The organism is Pontibacter sp. E15-1 (assembly GCF_022601975.1).
Taxonomy (GTDB): Bacteria; Bacteroidota; Bacteroidia; order Cytophagales; family Hymenobacteraceae; genus Pontibacter.
On record NZ_JAKVIR010000012.1, the window covers coordinates 52000 to 66917 of the forward strand.

The 14918-nt window shown below is 53.5% G+C and carries 15 protein-coding genes; 4 read left to right on the forward strand and 11 right to left on the reverse strand.

The window, feature by feature from the left end; genetic code table 11:
- Positions 1 to 107: 107 nt before the first annotated feature.
- The 9 genes from rplS to MKJ04_RS09990 all read right to left on the reverse strand — a co-directional run bounded on the left by rplS (position 108) and on the right by MKJ04_RS09990 (position 8741).
- Positions 108 to 461, reverse strand: coding sequence for a 50S ribosomal protein L19 (gene rplS, locus MKJ04_RS09950; RefSeq protein ID WP_241641482.1), 354 nt, complete (start codon positions 459 to 461; stop codon positions 108 to 110).
- 158 nt (positions 462 to 619) lie between these two features.
- On the reverse strand, positions 620 to 1300 hold the full coding sequence (trmD, locus tag MKJ04_RS09955) for a tRNA (guanosine(37)-N1)-methyltransferase TrmD (RefSeq protein WP_241641483.1): 681 nt from the start codon (positions 1298 to 1300) through the stop codon (positions 620 to 622).
- A complete protein-coding gene (rimM, locus tag MKJ04_RS09960) occupies positions 1300 to 1881 on the reverse strand; it encodes a ribosome maturation factor RimM (protein WP_241641484.1) in 582 nt (193 codons plus the stop codon). Before rimM ends, trmD begins: the two co-directional genes overlap by 1 nt.
- A gap of 11 nt (positions 1882 to 1892) precedes the next feature.
- A complete protein-coding gene (locus MKJ04_RS09965; protein ID WP_241641485.1) occupies positions 1893 to 2453 on the reverse strand; it encodes a 30S ribosomal protein S16 in 561 nt (186 codons plus the stop codon).
- Positions 2454 to 2748: 295 nt separating this feature from the next.
- On the reverse strand, positions 2749 to 3234 hold the full coding sequence (locus MKJ04_RS09970) for a hypothetical protein (RefSeq protein ID WP_241641486.1): 486 nt from the start codon (positions 3232 to 3234) through the stop codon (positions 2749 to 2751).
- Between the two features lie 143 nt (positions 3235 to 3377).
- On the reverse strand, positions 3378 to 4148 hold the full coding sequence (locus MKJ04_RS09975) for an acyl-CoA desaturase (RefSeq protein WP_241641487.1): 771 nt from the start codon (positions 4146 to 4148) through the stop codon (positions 3378 to 3380).
- Between the two features lie 166 nt (positions 4149 to 4314).
- Complete coding sequence (locus tag MKJ04_RS09980) at positions 4315 to 4983, reverse strand: RluA family pseudouridine synthase (protein WP_241641488.1); 669 nt, start codon at positions 4981 to 4983, stop codon at positions 4315 to 4317.
- Positions 4984 to 5167: 184 nt separating this feature from the next.
- Positions 5168 to 5986, reverse strand: a complete 819-nt coding sequence (gene panB, locus MKJ04_RS09985) for a 3-methyl-2-oxobutanoate hydroxymethyltransferase (RefSeq protein WP_241641489.1) — start codon at positions 5984 to 5986, stop codon at positions 5168 to 5170.
- A 76-nt stretch (positions 5987 to 6062) separates the two neighbouring features.
- On the reverse strand, positions 6063 to 8741 hold the full coding sequence (locus tag MKJ04_RS09990) for a putative LPS assembly protein LptD (protein WP_241641490.1): 2679 nt from the start codon (positions 8739 to 8741) through the stop codon (positions 6063 to 6065).
- A gap of 72 nt (positions 8742 to 8813) precedes the next feature.
- Here MKJ04_RS09990 and MKJ04_RS09995 point away from each other — a divergent pair, with 72 nt between their 5' ends.
- The 4 genes from MKJ04_RS09995 to MKJ04_RS10010 all read left to right on the forward strand — a co-directional run bounded on the left by MKJ04_RS09995 (position 8814) and on the right by MKJ04_RS10010 (position 13480).
- A complete protein-coding gene (locus MKJ04_RS09995) occupies positions 8814 to 9596 on the forward strand; it encodes an N-acetylmuramoyl-L-alanine amidase (protein WP_241641491.1) in 783 nt (260 codons plus the stop codon).
- 21 nt (positions 9597 to 9617) lie between these two features.
- Positions 9618 to 10700 (forward strand): MlaD family protein, encoded by a 1083-nt coding sequence (locus tag MKJ04_RS10000; protein WP_241641492.1) that lies wholly within the window; start codon positions 9618 to 9620, stop codon positions 10698 to 10700.
- Between the two features lie 99 nt (positions 10701 to 10799).
- Positions 10800 to 12428, forward strand: a complete 1629-nt coding sequence (locus tag MKJ04_RS10005) for an acyl-CoA carboxylase subunit beta (RefSeq protein ID WP_241641493.1) — start codon at positions 10800 to 10802, stop codon at positions 12426 to 12428.
- Between the two features lie 206 nt (positions 12429 to 12634).
- Positions 12635 to 13480, forward strand: a complete 846-nt coding sequence (locus MKJ04_RS10010) for a transglutaminase-like domain-containing protein (RefSeq protein WP_241641494.1) — start codon at positions 12635 to 12637, stop codon at positions 13478 to 13480.
- Positions 13481 to 13600: 120 nt separating this feature from the next.
- Here MKJ04_RS10010 and MKJ04_RS10015 read toward each other — a convergent pair whose 3' ends face one another.
- On the reverse strand, positions 13601 to 14185 hold the full coding sequence (locus tag MKJ04_RS10015) for a thioredoxin family protein (RefSeq protein WP_241641495.1): 585 nt from the start codon (positions 14183 to 14185) through the stop codon (positions 13601 to 13603).
- 22 nt (positions 14186 to 14207) lie between these two features.
- Positions 14208 to 14843 carry a 4'-phosphopantetheinyl transferase family protein gene (locus MKJ04_RS10020; protein WP_241641496.1) on the reverse strand — a complete coding sequence of 212 codons (636 nt, stop codon included), beginning with the start codon at positions 14841 to 14843 and terminating at the stop codon, positions 14208 to 14210.
- Positions 14844 to 14918: the final 75 nt, after the last annotated feature.

Here is a 14918-nt window from a genome sequence, read left to right on the forward strand (position 1 = left end):
GTATACGCGGCCAGCGGCAAAGCAAAAGTGCAGAAACGAAAAGAGGAGCCGTTTTGAGCGGCTCCTCTTTCACTAACACTATGGGTACTCTATGAAAACAGGTATTTTTATCTTCTCTCTTTGATACGAGCAGCCTTGCCCTGGAGTCCTCTCAGGTAGTACAGTCTCGCTCTTCTTACCTTACCTTTTCTGATCAGGTCAATCTTCTCGATTGCTGGCGAAAGGAGCGGGAAGATACGCTCTAAGCCGATTTGGTTAGATACTTTTCTTACCGTGAACGTCTCACCGTTGGTGTTCACGTTCTTACGCTGAATCACAACGCCCTGGAACTGCTGCACACGCTCTTTGTTACCCTCGCGGATTTTCACGTGTACGTTAACGGTATCACCTGCCTGAAAAGTTGGGAAAGAGGCACGCTTGTCGGTAGATTCCTGCTCTATGAATTTAATTAATTCGCTCATGATGGCTATGTTCTTAAAGTATCTTCTTCAAATTTCGGACTGCAAAGATATGTAATAATTTCATACATAAGAATCATTGCAGAAAAAAAATATAGTTTTTGGCCGCCTTTTCTCTATGAGTTTGAGGCTTGTAGCCTTTTACGTTTGCTGTAAAGGTGTTATGCGCCGTTCAGCAGATCGGGGCGGCGCTGTCTGGTGCGCTCCACGGCTTGCTCAAAACGCCACTCGTCAATCTTCGGGTTGTTGCCCGACAACAGTATATCCGGCACCTGCATGCCCTTGTAATCGGCCGGGCGGGTATAAACAGGCGGGGCCAGCAGGCCATCCTGAAAAGAGTCCGTCAGGGCCGAGGACTCATCGTTGAGCACACCCGGTATGATCCGGATGATCGCGTCTGCCAGCACGGCCGCACCCAGTTCTCCGCCCGACAACACATAGTCGCCGATGCTGATCTCGTGGGTGATGTAATGCTGCCGCACGCGCTCGTCCACGCCTTTGTAGTGGCCGCACAGGATCACCACGTTCTGCAGCAGCGAAAACTGGTTGGCAATTCCCTGGTTCAGCGTTTTCCCGTCCGGCGTCATATAAATAATGGCGTTGTAGGTGCGCTCGGCTTTCAACTCGGAGAGGAGCTTGTCAATGGGCTCGATCATCATCACCATACCGGCCCCGCCGCCAAAGGCGTAGTCGTCTATCTGGCCGTGCTTGTTCACGGCGTACTTGCGCAGGTCATGGATATGGACTTCCACCAGGCCTTTTTGCTGCGCGCGCTTCAGTATAGAATGGCTAAAGGGGCTTTCCAGCAGGTCTGGCTGGCAGCTGATAATGTCAAATCGCATTAGTTTTCTTCCTCCGTGTCGTCGTCGCGGTCGTCGGCTTCGTCGGGGCTGGCAGGTTGGGTATACACTTCGAGCAGGCCTTCCGGAAAACTCACATGGAGTTGTCGGGCCTCGTGGTCGGCGCGAAGGAGAATCTCGTTCATCACCGGCACCAGCATCTCCTGGTTCAGGTAGTCCATCACCATCAGCTGCTGCTGCGGCAGGTCGTAAAACTCTTTCACGGTGCCAAGCGGGCCGTGCTGTTGGTCTACCACCTGGTACCCGATCACCTCATGGAAGTAAAACTGATCTTCCTCCAGTTCCGGCAGCTCGTCGAGTGGCAGGTAAATGGCTGTGTTGCGCAACGCCTCCGCTTGTTCGATGGTTTTCACGTCTTCGAACTTAATGATGCAGCGGCCTTTCTGCACAGGCTCCAAGGTATCAATAAAAAAAGGAATCAGCCTTCCCTTTTGCTCAAGGAAAACTGATTCCAGATCTTCATAATCTTCGGGGTAGTCTACGTCGAAAAACGCGACTACTTGCCCCTTGGTGCCATGGGTTTTGACGATAAAGCCTAGCTGGAAGCAGTCATCAATGTTCATGGCAGTTTAAATTATGCTTGCTCTTCTGTAGTTGCTTTGCCTTCGGCAGCTGCCTCCGGAGCCTCTTCAGCCTCAGCCTCAGCCTCAGCGGCAGGGGCGTTTGCAGCAGCCTTATCAGCCTCACGCTGACGGATAGCCTCTGCACGAGCCTCTTTCACTTTCGTCTCGGCATCGAAAGCGGCTTTCTTGGCAGCCTCTTTGGCAGAACCAAGGTCCTGTCGCTTGCCTTCGATCTTCGCTTCTTTCGCTTCTTTCCACTCGGCTAAACGAGCGTCAGCAGTTTCCTGTGTAATCGCTCCTTTGATCACACCAATCTGAAGGTGTCTTCTGAAGAGCACGCCAGTGTAGGAAAGCATTGCCTTTACCGTGTCGGTAGGCTGTGCACCGTTCATCAACCACTGAAACGCCTTGTCTTCGCTAAAGTCGATAGATGCAGGGTTTGTGTTTGGGTTGTAAGTACCCAGTTTCTCGATGAACTTACCATCACGTGGTGATCTTGCATCGGCTACTACGATATCGTAGATAGCTGCTTTCTTGCGGCCTCTGCGGGCCAGTCTGATTTTTACTGCCATTTTGTATATAAAATTTACGTCGGTGGAACCCGTCCACCAGTTTAGAAGCGCAAAGGTAAGGATTATTGTCTGATAATCTACCGCCTTTTCTGAATTATTAAGCTATTGAAAGCCGGCCTAAAGTGTAGCCACCAAAAAGCCCCCCGTTGCGGGTGGGCTTTTTGGGCTTTTGAGTTTTAAAATGGTAAGCACTCGCTTAACATAAACTCCAAAAACTGCCTCCGCCCTTGCTGCGTGTTTTCACCAGCAAGCCGAGATGCGGTTGTTATACTTTGTAGTTGATTTAGTCAGGTACTTAAAACTCTTCCAGCACAATGTGGTGCAGGTATATATTATGCTCGTCAATAACATCGGTTTTAGACTGTAGCTTTTTGCCGTTCTGGTAGAAGCCTTCTTTAAGCGAATACCTGAATGTGTGTTTCGCTCCGTTTATAAAAATCACCCGTTCCCTTTCCAAGTTGCCTTGCCAAGGTTCAAACAATAAATTGTCATTGCTTAACATGGCAGAAACTGTATCCTGGTACTCCGTAGGAGTTGACTTTATGACCTCCGGGGTTAAAATTTCTTTTTTATAAGCCATAGTTTCCTCCCATGTCGATTTAATGTCACCTGATTCATAGTAAAAATTGGATGTTGAAATCTTGCCGCTCTCGAACAGGTTTTGGCCTGACGCATCTACAAAATTGATAAAGTGATATTGAATAAGCGGCTCCCCAATCTGCTCTTTCTTGCAGGCTAAGCACAGCGGGATGAAGAGCAGGATGAATAGTAATTTTTTCATGGCTTGTTTATTTAAGATTGTTTTCAGGGAGATTTAGGTTAGGTATAAATATAAAGGTATATTCTATATTCACAACGGCTATCGGAAAATAAGAAAGCCCTCCGTTGCGGGAGGGCTTTCTGTATATAAAATCATATATGATGTTAGGCGGCGGCTCTTGTCCGGGGCGCTGTTTTCGCCTTCACTTTCACTGGCTTCAGTTTAATGATGCTTAGTTTGTCCAGCGTCCAGATCACCGGCCAGGTTGGGTCTACCTCCCACCACTTCACTCCGAAGTTCACGCGGTTAGGCAGTTTGTGGTGGTTGTTCTGGAACAGCTCGCCGCCCGTCAGGAAGTCGAAGAAAAGCGAGTTGCGTGACTTGTCGTTGTTGTCGAAGTTCTGGTAGCCATACTTGTGGCCGCTCCAGTTCACGATCGCGCCGTGTACCGGGCCCATCAGGAAGTGGATCGGCAACAGCAGGAACATCCACCACTGCGTAGCGAAGGCAATGTAGAACACCACGTAGAACACGCCCCAGCCTATCCTGGAATAGTAGGAGTCACCTACTTTCTCCAGCGCAGGCCATACCGGGTAATCGCCATCGAATCGGCGCTCCGGGTCAACACGCTTATGCAGCACGTTGTTGTAGATCTCCTTTGTCTTCCACATCATCGTGAACGCATTGTTGGAGTAATGCGGCGAGTGCGGATCCTTCTCGGTGTCGGAGAAGGCGTGGTGCATGCGGTGCAAAATGGCATAGGCACGCGGCGACAGGAACGAAGAGCCCTGCGCCATGTATGTCAGCAGGTAGAATGCCTTCTCCCAGAAAGGGTTCATGGTGAACATTTTGTGGGCGGCATAACGGTGCAGGTAAAAGGTCTGCACGAAAAGCGACAGGTACCAGTGCACCACAAAGAATACAAGTATGGCCATTAACTTAAGGAATGATGGGTATGAGTTGAGTCTGTTGTCCGGCTGGTTGCCATAACCGTGCCATGCGTTCCCGCAAATTTACAACACGAATTTAAAGTTAAATAGAGAAGACGGCGTAAAAGTTCAGAAAATGATTAAAATCATCTTTTTAGCGTGGAAATTCCGGCTAACGGAAGGGCGACCAGGTGGCATTTTGCGGCGGCAGGGCACTCACGGTAATGTTGGTCTTCAGGGTGGGGTGCTCGAACTGCAACTGGCGCGCGTGCAGGGCAATGCTCTTGTCGGGCAGGGGCTGCGAAGCGCCATACTTCAGGTCGCCGAGGATGGGGCAGCGCATGGAGGCCAGCTGCACCCGTATCTGGTGCGACCTACCCGTGATGGGGTTTACCTCCAGCAAATACTTGCCCTGCTGCTCTTGCAACAGCTTGTAATGCAGCTCAGAGCGCAGTCCGCTTCTATTCTCTTTGGCGTAGGCCTTCGTCATGTTTTTGGAGCCGTCCTTGATCAGCCAGTGCACGAGCGTGCCTTTTTCCTGCGCTGGCCTGTTTGCTACCACGGCCCAGTAGGTCTTCTGCGTTTTTTTGCTTCGGAAAAGCTCATTCAGGCGTGCGAGGGCTTTTGAGGTTTTCGCCAGCAACACCACGCCACTCACAGGCCGGTCGAGGCGGTGCACCACGCCCACAAACACGTTGCCCGGCTTGTTATACTTCTCCCTGATGTATTCTTTGGCGAGGTCAGCCAAGGTCACGTCGCCTGTTTCGTCGCCATGCACCAGCAACCCTGCGGGCTTGTTTACCGCCAGCACATGGTTGTCCTCATACAGTACCTCTAGCATTTTTAATTACGAATTGATAATTACGAATTACGAATTTCAAATTCCGAGTTAGAATAAAGGGAGGCGAATTTTTAAAGGCTTTAGGTATACCTAAACCTACCCCTCAGAGGATGGCGAACAATAATGCAGTTGGATAATTCTATACCCATACCCCCATTCGTAATTCGGAACTCGTAATTCGTAATTAATAAGCTTCTTTCTCGCTCGGGAAGTCGAGGCTTTTCACGTCTTTGATGTAGTTGGTCACGGCGTCGGTCATCACGGCGTGCAGGTCGGCGTAGCGGCGCAGGAAGCGGGGCTTGAACTCCTTGTTGATGCCCAGCATGTCGTGCACCACCAGCACCTGCCCGTCCACGTGCGGGCCAGCCCCGATGCCGATGATGGGTATGGTGAGCGCCTCGGCCACGCGCCTGGCCAACTCCGACGGGATTTTCTCCAGTACAATGGCAAAACAGCCCAGGTCCTGAAGCAGCTGCGCATCCTCTATCAGCTTTTGTGCCTCTGTGTCTTCCTTGGCGCGCACGGTATAAGTTCCGAATTTATATATGGATTGTGGCGTGAGGCCCAGGTGGCCCATCACCGGTACGCCGGCGCTCAGGATGCGGGTCACGGAGTCTTTTATCTCAGCGCCGCCCTCCAGTTTGATGCCATGCGCCCCAGACTCCTTCATGATGCGGATGGCAGAGCGAAGCGCCTCGGAGGAGTTGCCCTGGTAGGAGCCAAAGGGCATGTCCACCACCACGAAGGCCCTGCTGACGCCCCGCACCACCGAGCTGGCGTGGTAGATCATCTGGTCGAGAGTGATGGGCAGGGTGGTTTCGTGGCCCGCCATCACGTTAGAGGCAGAGTCGCCGACCAGCAGCACGTCCGTGCCTGCTGCGTCCAGGATGGTGGCCATCGAGAAATCATACGCCGTGAGCATGGAAATCTTCTCGCCGCGCTCCTTCATGTTCTGCAGCTGGTGCGTGGTTATTTTCTTTACGTCGCTTTTATGAACAGACATAGTTGTATCGGTTTGGATATGTAAAGCTATAAAATCCGCAAACAAAAACAGCCACATGGGCTGTGGCTGTTTTTGTTTATCTGGTCCATCTCGACCTGCGCTTAGTCAGTTTCAGGTCTTGGAGCAGCGCCGAGCGGGCATTGATGGTCATGTTGTAGCCCCGCTGTGTGCCAAACGGAATCCAGCTGATGCTCATGTCCCAGCAGTGCAGGTCGCGGTGGATGTTGACGGTGGCGTAAGAGATGTTCTGGTTCGTGATGTCGTAGGTGCCGTTGTAGGATATCTGCCATTTCTCCGTCAGGGCCAGGGTGCCGTTTATACCCATCGTCTTATCAACTCTGTCGTCCTGGGTCAGGGACGTGGCTTTGGAGTAGTATAAGGTGAAGTCCACGGCCAGCGTCCACGGAATCTTAAAGTCGATGTACTCCGGCAGCAGCGGGTCCATGTCCTGCTGCAGCGCCGGCAGGTTGGTAGGCGACGGGGTATCGGTTTTGCTGGCTTTCGGGTTCAGGTTGGCCCGCAGGTTCAGGTTGGCGTTGGTGAGCCTGGCCAGCCGGAACTGCTGCGGGTCGAAGTAATAAGCGTCTGTCCTTCTGCCCACGCCCGCGTCGTTATACTCCAGATCATAGGGGTCAAACGTAGAGCTGAAGGTCACGTCCATTAGCTTAAACAGGCGCGTGTTCATGGTCAGGCGGATAGGGGCCAGCTTGAAGGAGTCGGCCGCGAAGTCGTAGCTGGAGCTAAGCCGCAGGTTGTCGATCAGGCTCACTTTCTCGAACTTGTTTTCCGTAGAGTCGCTCTTGGAGCGGACCTTCATCTCCAGGTTATTGTCGATGGAGAAGCCCATGGAGCTGCTGAGCGAGGAGCCCGGTGCCCCGGTGCGGAAGCGGGAGAGCGTCTGTACGCGTGGCTGGTTCGTGCTTTCGTTCACTCCCGTAATCAGCGTCTGGTAAAAGCCAAAGCGGGCATCGCCAAAGTCAGGGCGGTAGTTATAGCTGATGCTGGGCCTGATCAGGTGGCGGATGGCCTCCACGCGCTTGCCCTTGATGTAGGCTGTGCCGTAGATGGTGGTGCTGAGCGAGGCCCCGGCGGCATACTGGTATACCCTGCCAAAGCCAGTCGTGTCCACATCCACTTTCTGTGAGTCGGGGTCGAAGCGGTAGCTGTATTTCTCGTCCAGCCAGGTCTCGCTGTAGCTTACTGAGGGAGAGAAGTTGAAGTAGCGGAAGATCTTGTAGTTACCCAGGCCAATGCTGAGGTTGTGGTCGGCCTGCTGCTTTCCGTTCTCCCAGATTTCCTGCAGGTTCGTCGCGTTCACCGGCAGGGTGGTGTCGGCGACCGTTTCGCCGATGATGCCGCTCACGCCGCTGAGCCGACGGCCCGTGATGCGGTTGTTCACCTCGTTGCGGGCACGCAGGCTGTAGCCGACGGTAAAGTTCTCATACCACTTGCCGGTGGCGGGGGCGTTGCTGAACAGCTCATACAGGCTGACGGTGCTCATACTCATACTCAGGTCGGGGAGCACGAAGTCCATGGCGCCCGTGGTGGTGTTCTGCGACTGCCGGGCACTCACGGTATAGCTGAAGGGCGAGTTCGGGATGGTTTTCTGATAAGAGACGCTGGAGTTAAACGACGGCGACAGGTAGTTGGCGGAGCTGGTATAGTTGAGGCGCTGGTGCAACTGGCTGCCCGCGTTCACGCTGGCCGAAAAACGGCCCCGGCCCGGCTTCTGCACCGGCGAGTGCGACCACCTGATCCAGACGGTGCGCTGCGACGGGGGAAGCGCGTCGTAAATGCTCTCCGACGTAGACTTGGCCCGCTCAACGTCTGCCTCATCGTTCTTGAAGTTGTCGTACGTCAGGCTGAGCGAGCCGCGGTAGCTGTAGCGCTTCACGTAGTCTGTGCGGGTGTCGATGTTATACCCCCCTAGTGAGTAGATATCGCCCTGTATCAGCGTGCCCACATAGTCGTTCCAGGCAAAGTAGTAGCCGGCATCCTGCAGGTAAAAGCCGCGCGTGTTCTCCCCGAAACTCGGTACCTGTATGCCCGACGACCTTTTCTGCGTTTTGGATGCAGGGAAGAGCCCGAACAGGAAGCCCAGCGGGGTGGGAATGTCCCCGATCACGAGGTTGAAGGGGCCCGACATCACCTTGCTGTTCGGGATCACCTTGAACTTCTCGGCGCCGATGTAAAAGTGCGGGTGCTCCAGGTTGCAGGTGGTATAGCGGGAGTGGAGGCCGTAAAACTCGTTGTTGTCGTTTCGCTTCACCACTTCGGCATGAATGTAGCCTTCTCCCTGCTGCGTCACCACTTCCGAGATGCGCCCCCGGCGGGTTTTGTAATTGTAGGCGATGTTTTTTGCCGCGTAGGTCTCGCCGCCATCGGCAAACACGGGCACGCCCTGGGCTTTCCCGGTGGAGTCGGCGAGGGTGGAGGCGGTCAGCAGATTGGTTTCGTAGTTTATTTCTATATAGGCCGCCTCCAACGACATGGTGCCATAATTGATCTTGGCATCACCGTATAAATGCACGATCTGGCGCTCCACCTCAAACAGGATAGAGTCTTTGGCCGAGTATTTGATAGTGGCCTCAATGTCGCCGCTCGGGGCTGCCAGGGCCACCGAGTCCTGTGTAGCCAGGGTTGTGGCTGTGTCTTGCCGCGCTGCAGATAATTGCCGCGTGCCCTGTCCTTTCGCCGCAAACGGGGCTAAAATGACAAGTGGCAGGAGCAGTAAAAAAATTAAAAAGTGGCGCAAATCGTCAGAGTTCCCTAAAAGTTTCCTTATTTTTGTACAAAGTTATTGTTTAACTTTTAACTAACGAAAGTTGTGAAGAATATTGTTGTTGTTTCGTTTCTGGCTGTCGTTTTACTGCTGTGCTCCTCCAGTAAACTGGAATTTAGGAGAGATTACAAAGTGCGCACCGTGGTGATAGACGCGGGCCACGGGGGGAAGGATGTGGGCTGTAACGGCAAATACTCGCATGAGGCCGACGTTGCCCTGCGCCTCGCGCTGCAGGTGGGCAAGCTGATCGAGCAGAACCTGCCGGATGTGAAGGTGGTGTATACCCGCAAGACCGACAACTTCGTGGAGCTCATCGACCGTGCCGGCATCGCCAACAAAAACAACGCGGATCTCTTCATCTCCATCCACCTCAACGCCGGCCCCCCCACGGCCTATGGCACCGAGACCTATACCATGGGTATCCAGAAGTCGGAGGGCAACCTGCTGGTGGCCAAGCGCGAGAACGCCGTGGTGCTGCAGGAAGACAATTATAAGGAAAACTACAACGGGTTCGACCCGAACTCCCCCCAGAGCCACATTTTGTTCACGCTGCACCAAAGCGCCTACATCGACAACAGCCTGCGCTTCGCCGACAAAGTGGAGAGCGAGTTTCGCTCTAAGGTGGGCCGCAAAAGCCGCGGCGTGAAGCAGGCTCCCTTTCTGGTTCTTTGGAAATCCTATATGCCAAGCGTGCTGATCGAGTGCGGGTTTCTCACGAACCCCACAGAAGAGAAATTTCTTAACGATAAGGCAGGGCAAACGTATATGGCATCAGGTATATACCGTGCCTTCAAGGAATACAAAAAAGAATTGGAGGTTATGAACTAAAGTACAATAAGCTCCCCTTACGTGAAGATATCTAAAGAGATCAAAGTTGCCCTGCTGGGTATAGTGGCCATCGGCCTGCTGTATTTCGGCTTTATGTTCCTCAAAGGCTCCAGCCTTTTCTCCGACACCCGGACCTACTATGTGATGTATAGCGATGTAGACGGGCTGGCCCTATCTAACCCGGTTTTACTGAATGGCATACAGGTAGGGTCGGTGCAGCAAATGACGTTGAAGCCTGAAGAGGGAAACAAGATTCTGGTGCGCCTGGACGTGCAGGAGGACATCCTGGTCGGGGACTCTACCATCGCTTCCCTCGCCAACTCCGGTTTTCTGGGCAGCAAGGCTGTGGTGCTTTACCTGGGCAACAGCAGCAAGAAATATGACGGCGGCGAAAGGCTCATCGGCTTTAAGGAAAGCAGCATCACCGAACTGATCTCGACTAAAACCGTGCCCGTGATCGAGAAAGTGGACACCACGCTGGCCCGTATGAATCGCATGCTGGACAGTGAAGCCAAGGGAAACATAAAGGACATCCTGGCAAACACCAAGGCTACCACCGACGCGCTCAATACTATTTTAATGGCCAACCAGGAAAATATCAACCAGATTACGGCCAATATAAGTGCCCTGACAGGCTCGCTGCGCAAGACCGAGCGCAACATCAACAGGCTCTCTATGAACATGGCAGACATAACCGACACCCTGAAGCAGGTAGAGATAAACCAGCTGGTGCGCAACGCGAACGGGGCTGTAAAAGAACTGGAGGCCGCCGCAATTAAGCTTAACTCGAACCAGGGCTCCATCGGCAGGCTGATGAACGACGAGACGCTGTACGAAAACCTGAACGGCTCCACCGCCGCCCTAAACTCGCTGCTCCGCGATATACAGGCTTACCCGAAACGCTACGTGCAGTTCTCGTTCCTGGGCCGAAAGGACAAGTATAAAGTGGATGAGACAGGCCGCGTGGTGTCGTTGGAGGAGGTAAAGGAGATGCAGGAAGCGCATCCCGCCGAGTTCAGGACCGTGCCAGACACCGTGTATGTGCCAGTGCCCCAAGCCAGCGGCGCTTCCATGCAGCCAGTGAGGAAAGACTCACTCAAGTAACCCAAAGGCATACAGGTTAAAATCGTATATTTGCAAAATCCGCTTCTAGGGGCGGATTTTTCATTTACTGTCTGTCCTATGTCCTCAAATTAACTACTCATGGATATTGAATTCAACAAAAACGAAGATGGCCTGAAGCAGCTGACCTTCCGGCTGCAGGAAAAACTGAAAAAGGTACACCAGGGAGGAGGGGAGAAACGCATCCAGAAGGAGCACGCCAAAGGCAAGATGACGGCCCGCGAGCGCATCGCCTACCTGCTCGACGAGAACAGCGCGTTCCTGGAGGTCGGTGCTTTTGCCGGCGAGGGCATGTATGAAGAGGTGGGCGGTTGCCCGAGCGGCGGCGTGGTGACCGGTATCGGCTACATCAAAGGTCGCCAGTGTGTGGTGGTAGCCAACGATGCCACCGTGAAAGCAGGCGCCTGGTTCCCGATCACGGCCAAGAAGAACCTCCGGGCACAGGAAATCTCCATCGAGAACAAACTGCCGATTGTATACCTCGTGGACAGTGCCGGGGTGTTCCTGCCGATGCAAAACGAGATTTTCCCGGACAAAGAGCATTTTGGGCGCATGTTCCGGAACAATGCCGTCATGAGCTCGATGGGCATCGTCCAGATTGCCGCCATTATGGGCAGCTGCGTGGCCGGCGGGGCCTACCTGCCGATCATGAGCGACGAGGCGCTGATCGTGGAAGGCACCGGTTCCGTGTTTTTGGCGGGCTCATACCTCGTTAAATCCGCCATCGGCGAAACCATCGACAACGAGACGCTGGGCGGGGCCACCACACACTCCGAGATTTCCGGCGTGACCGACTACAAGTGCAAAGACGACCAGGAGGCGCTGGACCATATCCGCAACATCTTCGACAAGATGGGCGACAACCCGAGGGCCGGTTTTAACCGCGCCGCACCAGTTGCCCCTAAACTGGACGAGCAGGAGCTGTATGGCCAACTGCCCTCCGACCGCGTGAAGCCCTACGATATGATGGACATCATCCTGCGGCTGGTGGATAACTCGGAGTTTGAGCCTTACAAAGAGGGGTATGGCCAGACACTGATCTGCGGCCTTGCCCGCATCGACGGATGGTCGGTGGGCATCGTGGCCAACCAGCGCAAGATCGTGAAGAGCAAAAAAGGCGAGATGCAGATGGGCGGCGTGATTTACTCCGACTCTGCCGACAAGGCCGCCCGCTTTATCATGAACTGCAACCAGAAGAAGATTCCGCTGGTTTTTCTCCAGGACGTGTCCGGCTTTATGGTGGGCAGTAAGTCGGAGCACGGCGGCATTATAAAAGACGGCGCCAAGATGGTGAGCGCCATGGCCAACTCGGTGGTGCCGAAGTTTACCATCCTGATCGGCAACAGCTACGGGGCTGGCAACTACGCCATGTGCGGCAAGGCCTACGACCCGCGCCTGATCTATGCCTGGCCAACGGCGCAACTGGCCGTGATGAGCGGGGCCGCGGCGGCCAACACGCTGCTGCAGATCCAGGTATCGTCGCTCAAAGCCAAGGGCGAGGAGATAACCCCGGAGGCGGAGGCCGAGCTGCTTAAGCGCATCACCGATAAGTATAACGAGGAACTGTCGCCGTACTACGCGGCCGCACGCCTGTGGGTAGACGGCATCATCGACCCGCTGGAAACGCGCAAGGTGATCTCGATGGGCATTGAGGCTGCCAACCACGCCCCCATCGAAAAGCCCTATAACGTAGGCGTAATCCAGACCTGAGCGTAATAAATTAAAAAATTATGAATTAGAAATTAGGAATGGCAGTTACTTTAAAAGCATGTTGACATTTCGTTTTTAGAAGCGAAACCAGGTTATTTGATGGCGTTTTGCAGCCCAAAAGATGAATTTTAAACCTGCCCTAAAACTGATCAGGGTGATTTAGCCTTGCTAATTTCTAATTTTGAATTTCTAATGAATAAAATACTGTGACGAAAAACGAAATTAAGGCGCTCATCTCGTTGCTGGAGGATAACGACAACGAGGTGGCGCGCCATGTAGAGCAACGGATTGTGTCGTTGGGTGAGGGGATTATACCCTTTCTGGAGGAGGAATGGGAAGAGACCCTGGACTCGGAGCTGCAGAAGAAGATAGAGGACCTGATACACAGCCTGCAGTTCGACGGCCTGATGGAAAAGCTCAAAGCCTGGAAAGACAGCGGCGCTGAAAACCTGCTGGAGGGTATGTGGCTGGTAAATTCATACATGTACCCGGACGTGGAGTTTGGCGCGATCAACAAGACGATGGATCAGCTGTACTTCGATGCCTGGACGCATATGAAGGAGGAGATGCACCCCTACGACCAGGTGAAGGCCTTGAACAACGTGCTGTTCCGGGAGAAGCGCTTTTCGGCGAACACCAAGAACTTCCATTCCCCGGCCAACTCGATGCTACACCTGGTGCTGGAGTCGAAGCGTGGCAACCCGCTGACACTGTGCGTGATCTACATGACCCTGGCCCAGCGCCTCGGCTTGCCGGTGTATGGCGTGAATCTGCCCAACCTGTTTATCCTGACCTACAAGCTGGACGGGGTGCAGTTTTACATCAACGTCTATAACAAGGGGCTGATCCTTTCCAAAACAGACATCGACAACTATATCCTGCAGCTCAACCTCAACCCGATCGACATATTCTATGAGCCATGCGCCAACATCGACGTGGTGAAGCGCGCGCTCCGCAACCTGGCCTTCTCGTTCGAGAAGATGGACGACCTGGAGAAGGCCACCGAGGTAACCAAGCTCCTGACAGCGATCACCGACGAAGGCACGGTATAAAACCGGTATAAAGAGACGTCGGCAGAGGGGGTATAGACCATGAGGTATAAAAAGGAGAAGGCAGCCCGAGTGGGCTGCCTTCTCCTTTTTATACCTCTGCAACTAAATTAGGGTATGAATTTAATATTTCTTGATCAGACAGCCCGTCGCGCGCTTGTCGCCAGCCGACACTGTTTTGTTAGCCAGCATCGCGTCGATCGTGTTTTTGAGGTAATAGTTCTGCACGCCGCTCTCTACCTGCGCATTGTCATCAATGGCTCCTTTGTACTTCAGCACAAATTCGCCGCCAGTGTTGTGCAGCACAAAGGCCTCCGGTGTCTTGGTGGCCCCAAACTGCTTACTCAGGCTCTGGCCCTCGTCGGCAAGGTATGGGAACGTGTATTTTTTTGAGGCCATGTCTTGCAGCGTTTCGCTGCCATCGCCCACCCCGGGGTTCACGAAAACAAACTGCACGCCCTGGCTGGCATAGGCGCTGGCGAGGGTAACCAAACGGTTTTCGTACAATTTTGCGTACGGGCACTGGTTGTTGGTAAAGACGAGCACCACAGTCTTGGCACTTGCAAAATCGCTGAGCGAAGTGGTCTGCTGGTTGCTGCCTTTCAAAGAGAAGTTAGCCACTTTATCGCCTAGCTGATAGCCGCCAGACTGTGCAAAAGCGCCTGCTGAGAGTAAAAAGGCTGTGGCAAAAGAGGCAAGATATTTCATAGGGATAAGGTTAATTGTCTGTTTAAAGGCTGTCGATGCAGTAGGTAAGTACGTGGCCCTGTATAATTTCGTGCTGAATCCGATACAATTTAGAAATATTTTCGGTTTGCACACGCCCCGTCAGCACATTTGGTTCTGAGGAGGGGCAAATCAGCAGGTTTTCTTTTAAAACCAGCCGCTTCTGGCTGTGTAATTTGTAGAGTGTTTCTTTAGCGCTCCAGTACAGGCAAGTGGTCGTTTCATCTGCAGCCGTGAATTGCTTTTCCGTTTCCGCCAGAAACCGGTCGCTTACCCGCAAGGCTTTCGGGGTGATTAGTTCAATATCTATGCCAACCTCATGCCGGTCTGATAGGATGACGGCGGCGAGCTGTGGCGAGTGCGTGATGGAGACCTGCAGCGGCTGACCCGGGAAATAGGGCTTGCCGTCTGGGTTGCGGGCCAGCGCCAGCGGCGCTTCCGTGAAGTGACGCAGCAGGGTATAAACCAGCACCCGGCTGGCCAGCCACTCCTGCCGCCGCCGCGGGTGCACCTTGCCGGCCACGGCGCTCACATCGGCATAAGAGGGCAGGGCAGCGTATAAATCCGCCTCATTTTCCTGGAGTTGCCATATGCCAAGCCAGGTATGCGGCGTTATCTGTTGGGTAAGCAGGAGAGGCATAGGCGGGGAACAAGGCGATTTATGGGAACAAGCGGCATGGCTTCGCTGTATTTTCGTAAATTTAACTAAAATTAT

Excerpts from the sequence above, each read along its gene's own strand:
- trmD (WP_241641483.1), bottom strand. The coding sequence starts at position 1,300 with ATGCGATTTGACATTATCAGCTGCCAGCCAGACCTGCTGGAAAGCCCC.
- MKJ04_RS09970 (WP_241641486.1), bottom strand. The coding sequence starts at position 3,234 with ATGAAAAAATTACTATTCATCCTGCTCTTCATCCCGCTGTGCTTAGCC.
- MKJ04_RS10015 (WP_241641495.1), bottom strand. The coding sequence starts at position 14,185 with ATGAAATATCTTGCCTCTTTTGCCACAGCCTTTTTACTCTCAGCAGGC.
- MKJ04_RS09965 (WP_241641485.1), bottom strand. The coding sequence starts at position 2,453 with ATGGCAGTAAAAATCAGACTGGCCCGCAGAGGCCGCAAGAAAGCAGCT.
- rplS (WP_241641482.1), bottom strand. The coding sequence starts at position 461 with ATGAGCGAATTAATTAAATTCATAGAGCAGGAATCTACCGACAAGCGT.
- MKJ04_RS10005 (WP_241641493.1), top strand. The coding sequence starts at position 10,800 with ATGGATATTGAATTCAACAAAAACGAAGATGGCCTGAAGCAGCTGACC.
- MKJ04_RS09980 (WP_241641488.1), bottom strand. The coding sequence starts at position 4,983 with ATGCTAGAGGTACTGTATGAGGACAACCATGTGCTGGCGGTAAACAAG.
- MKJ04_RS09975 (WP_241641487.1), bottom strand. The coding sequence starts at position 4,148 with ATGGCCATACTTGTATTCTTTGTGGTGCACTGGTACCTGTCGCTTTTC.
- panB (WP_241641489.1), bottom strand. The coding sequence starts at position 5,986 with ATGTCTGTTCATAAAAGCGACGTAAAGAAAATAACCACGCACCAGCTG.
- rimM (WP_241641484.1), bottom strand. The coding sequence starts at position 1,881 with ATGAACATTGATGACTGCTTCCAGCTAGGCTTTATCGTCAAAACCCAT.
- MKJ04_RS10020 (WP_241641496.1), bottom strand. The coding sequence starts at position 14,843 with ATGCCTCTCCTGCTTACCCAACAGATAACGCCGCATACCTGGCTTGGC.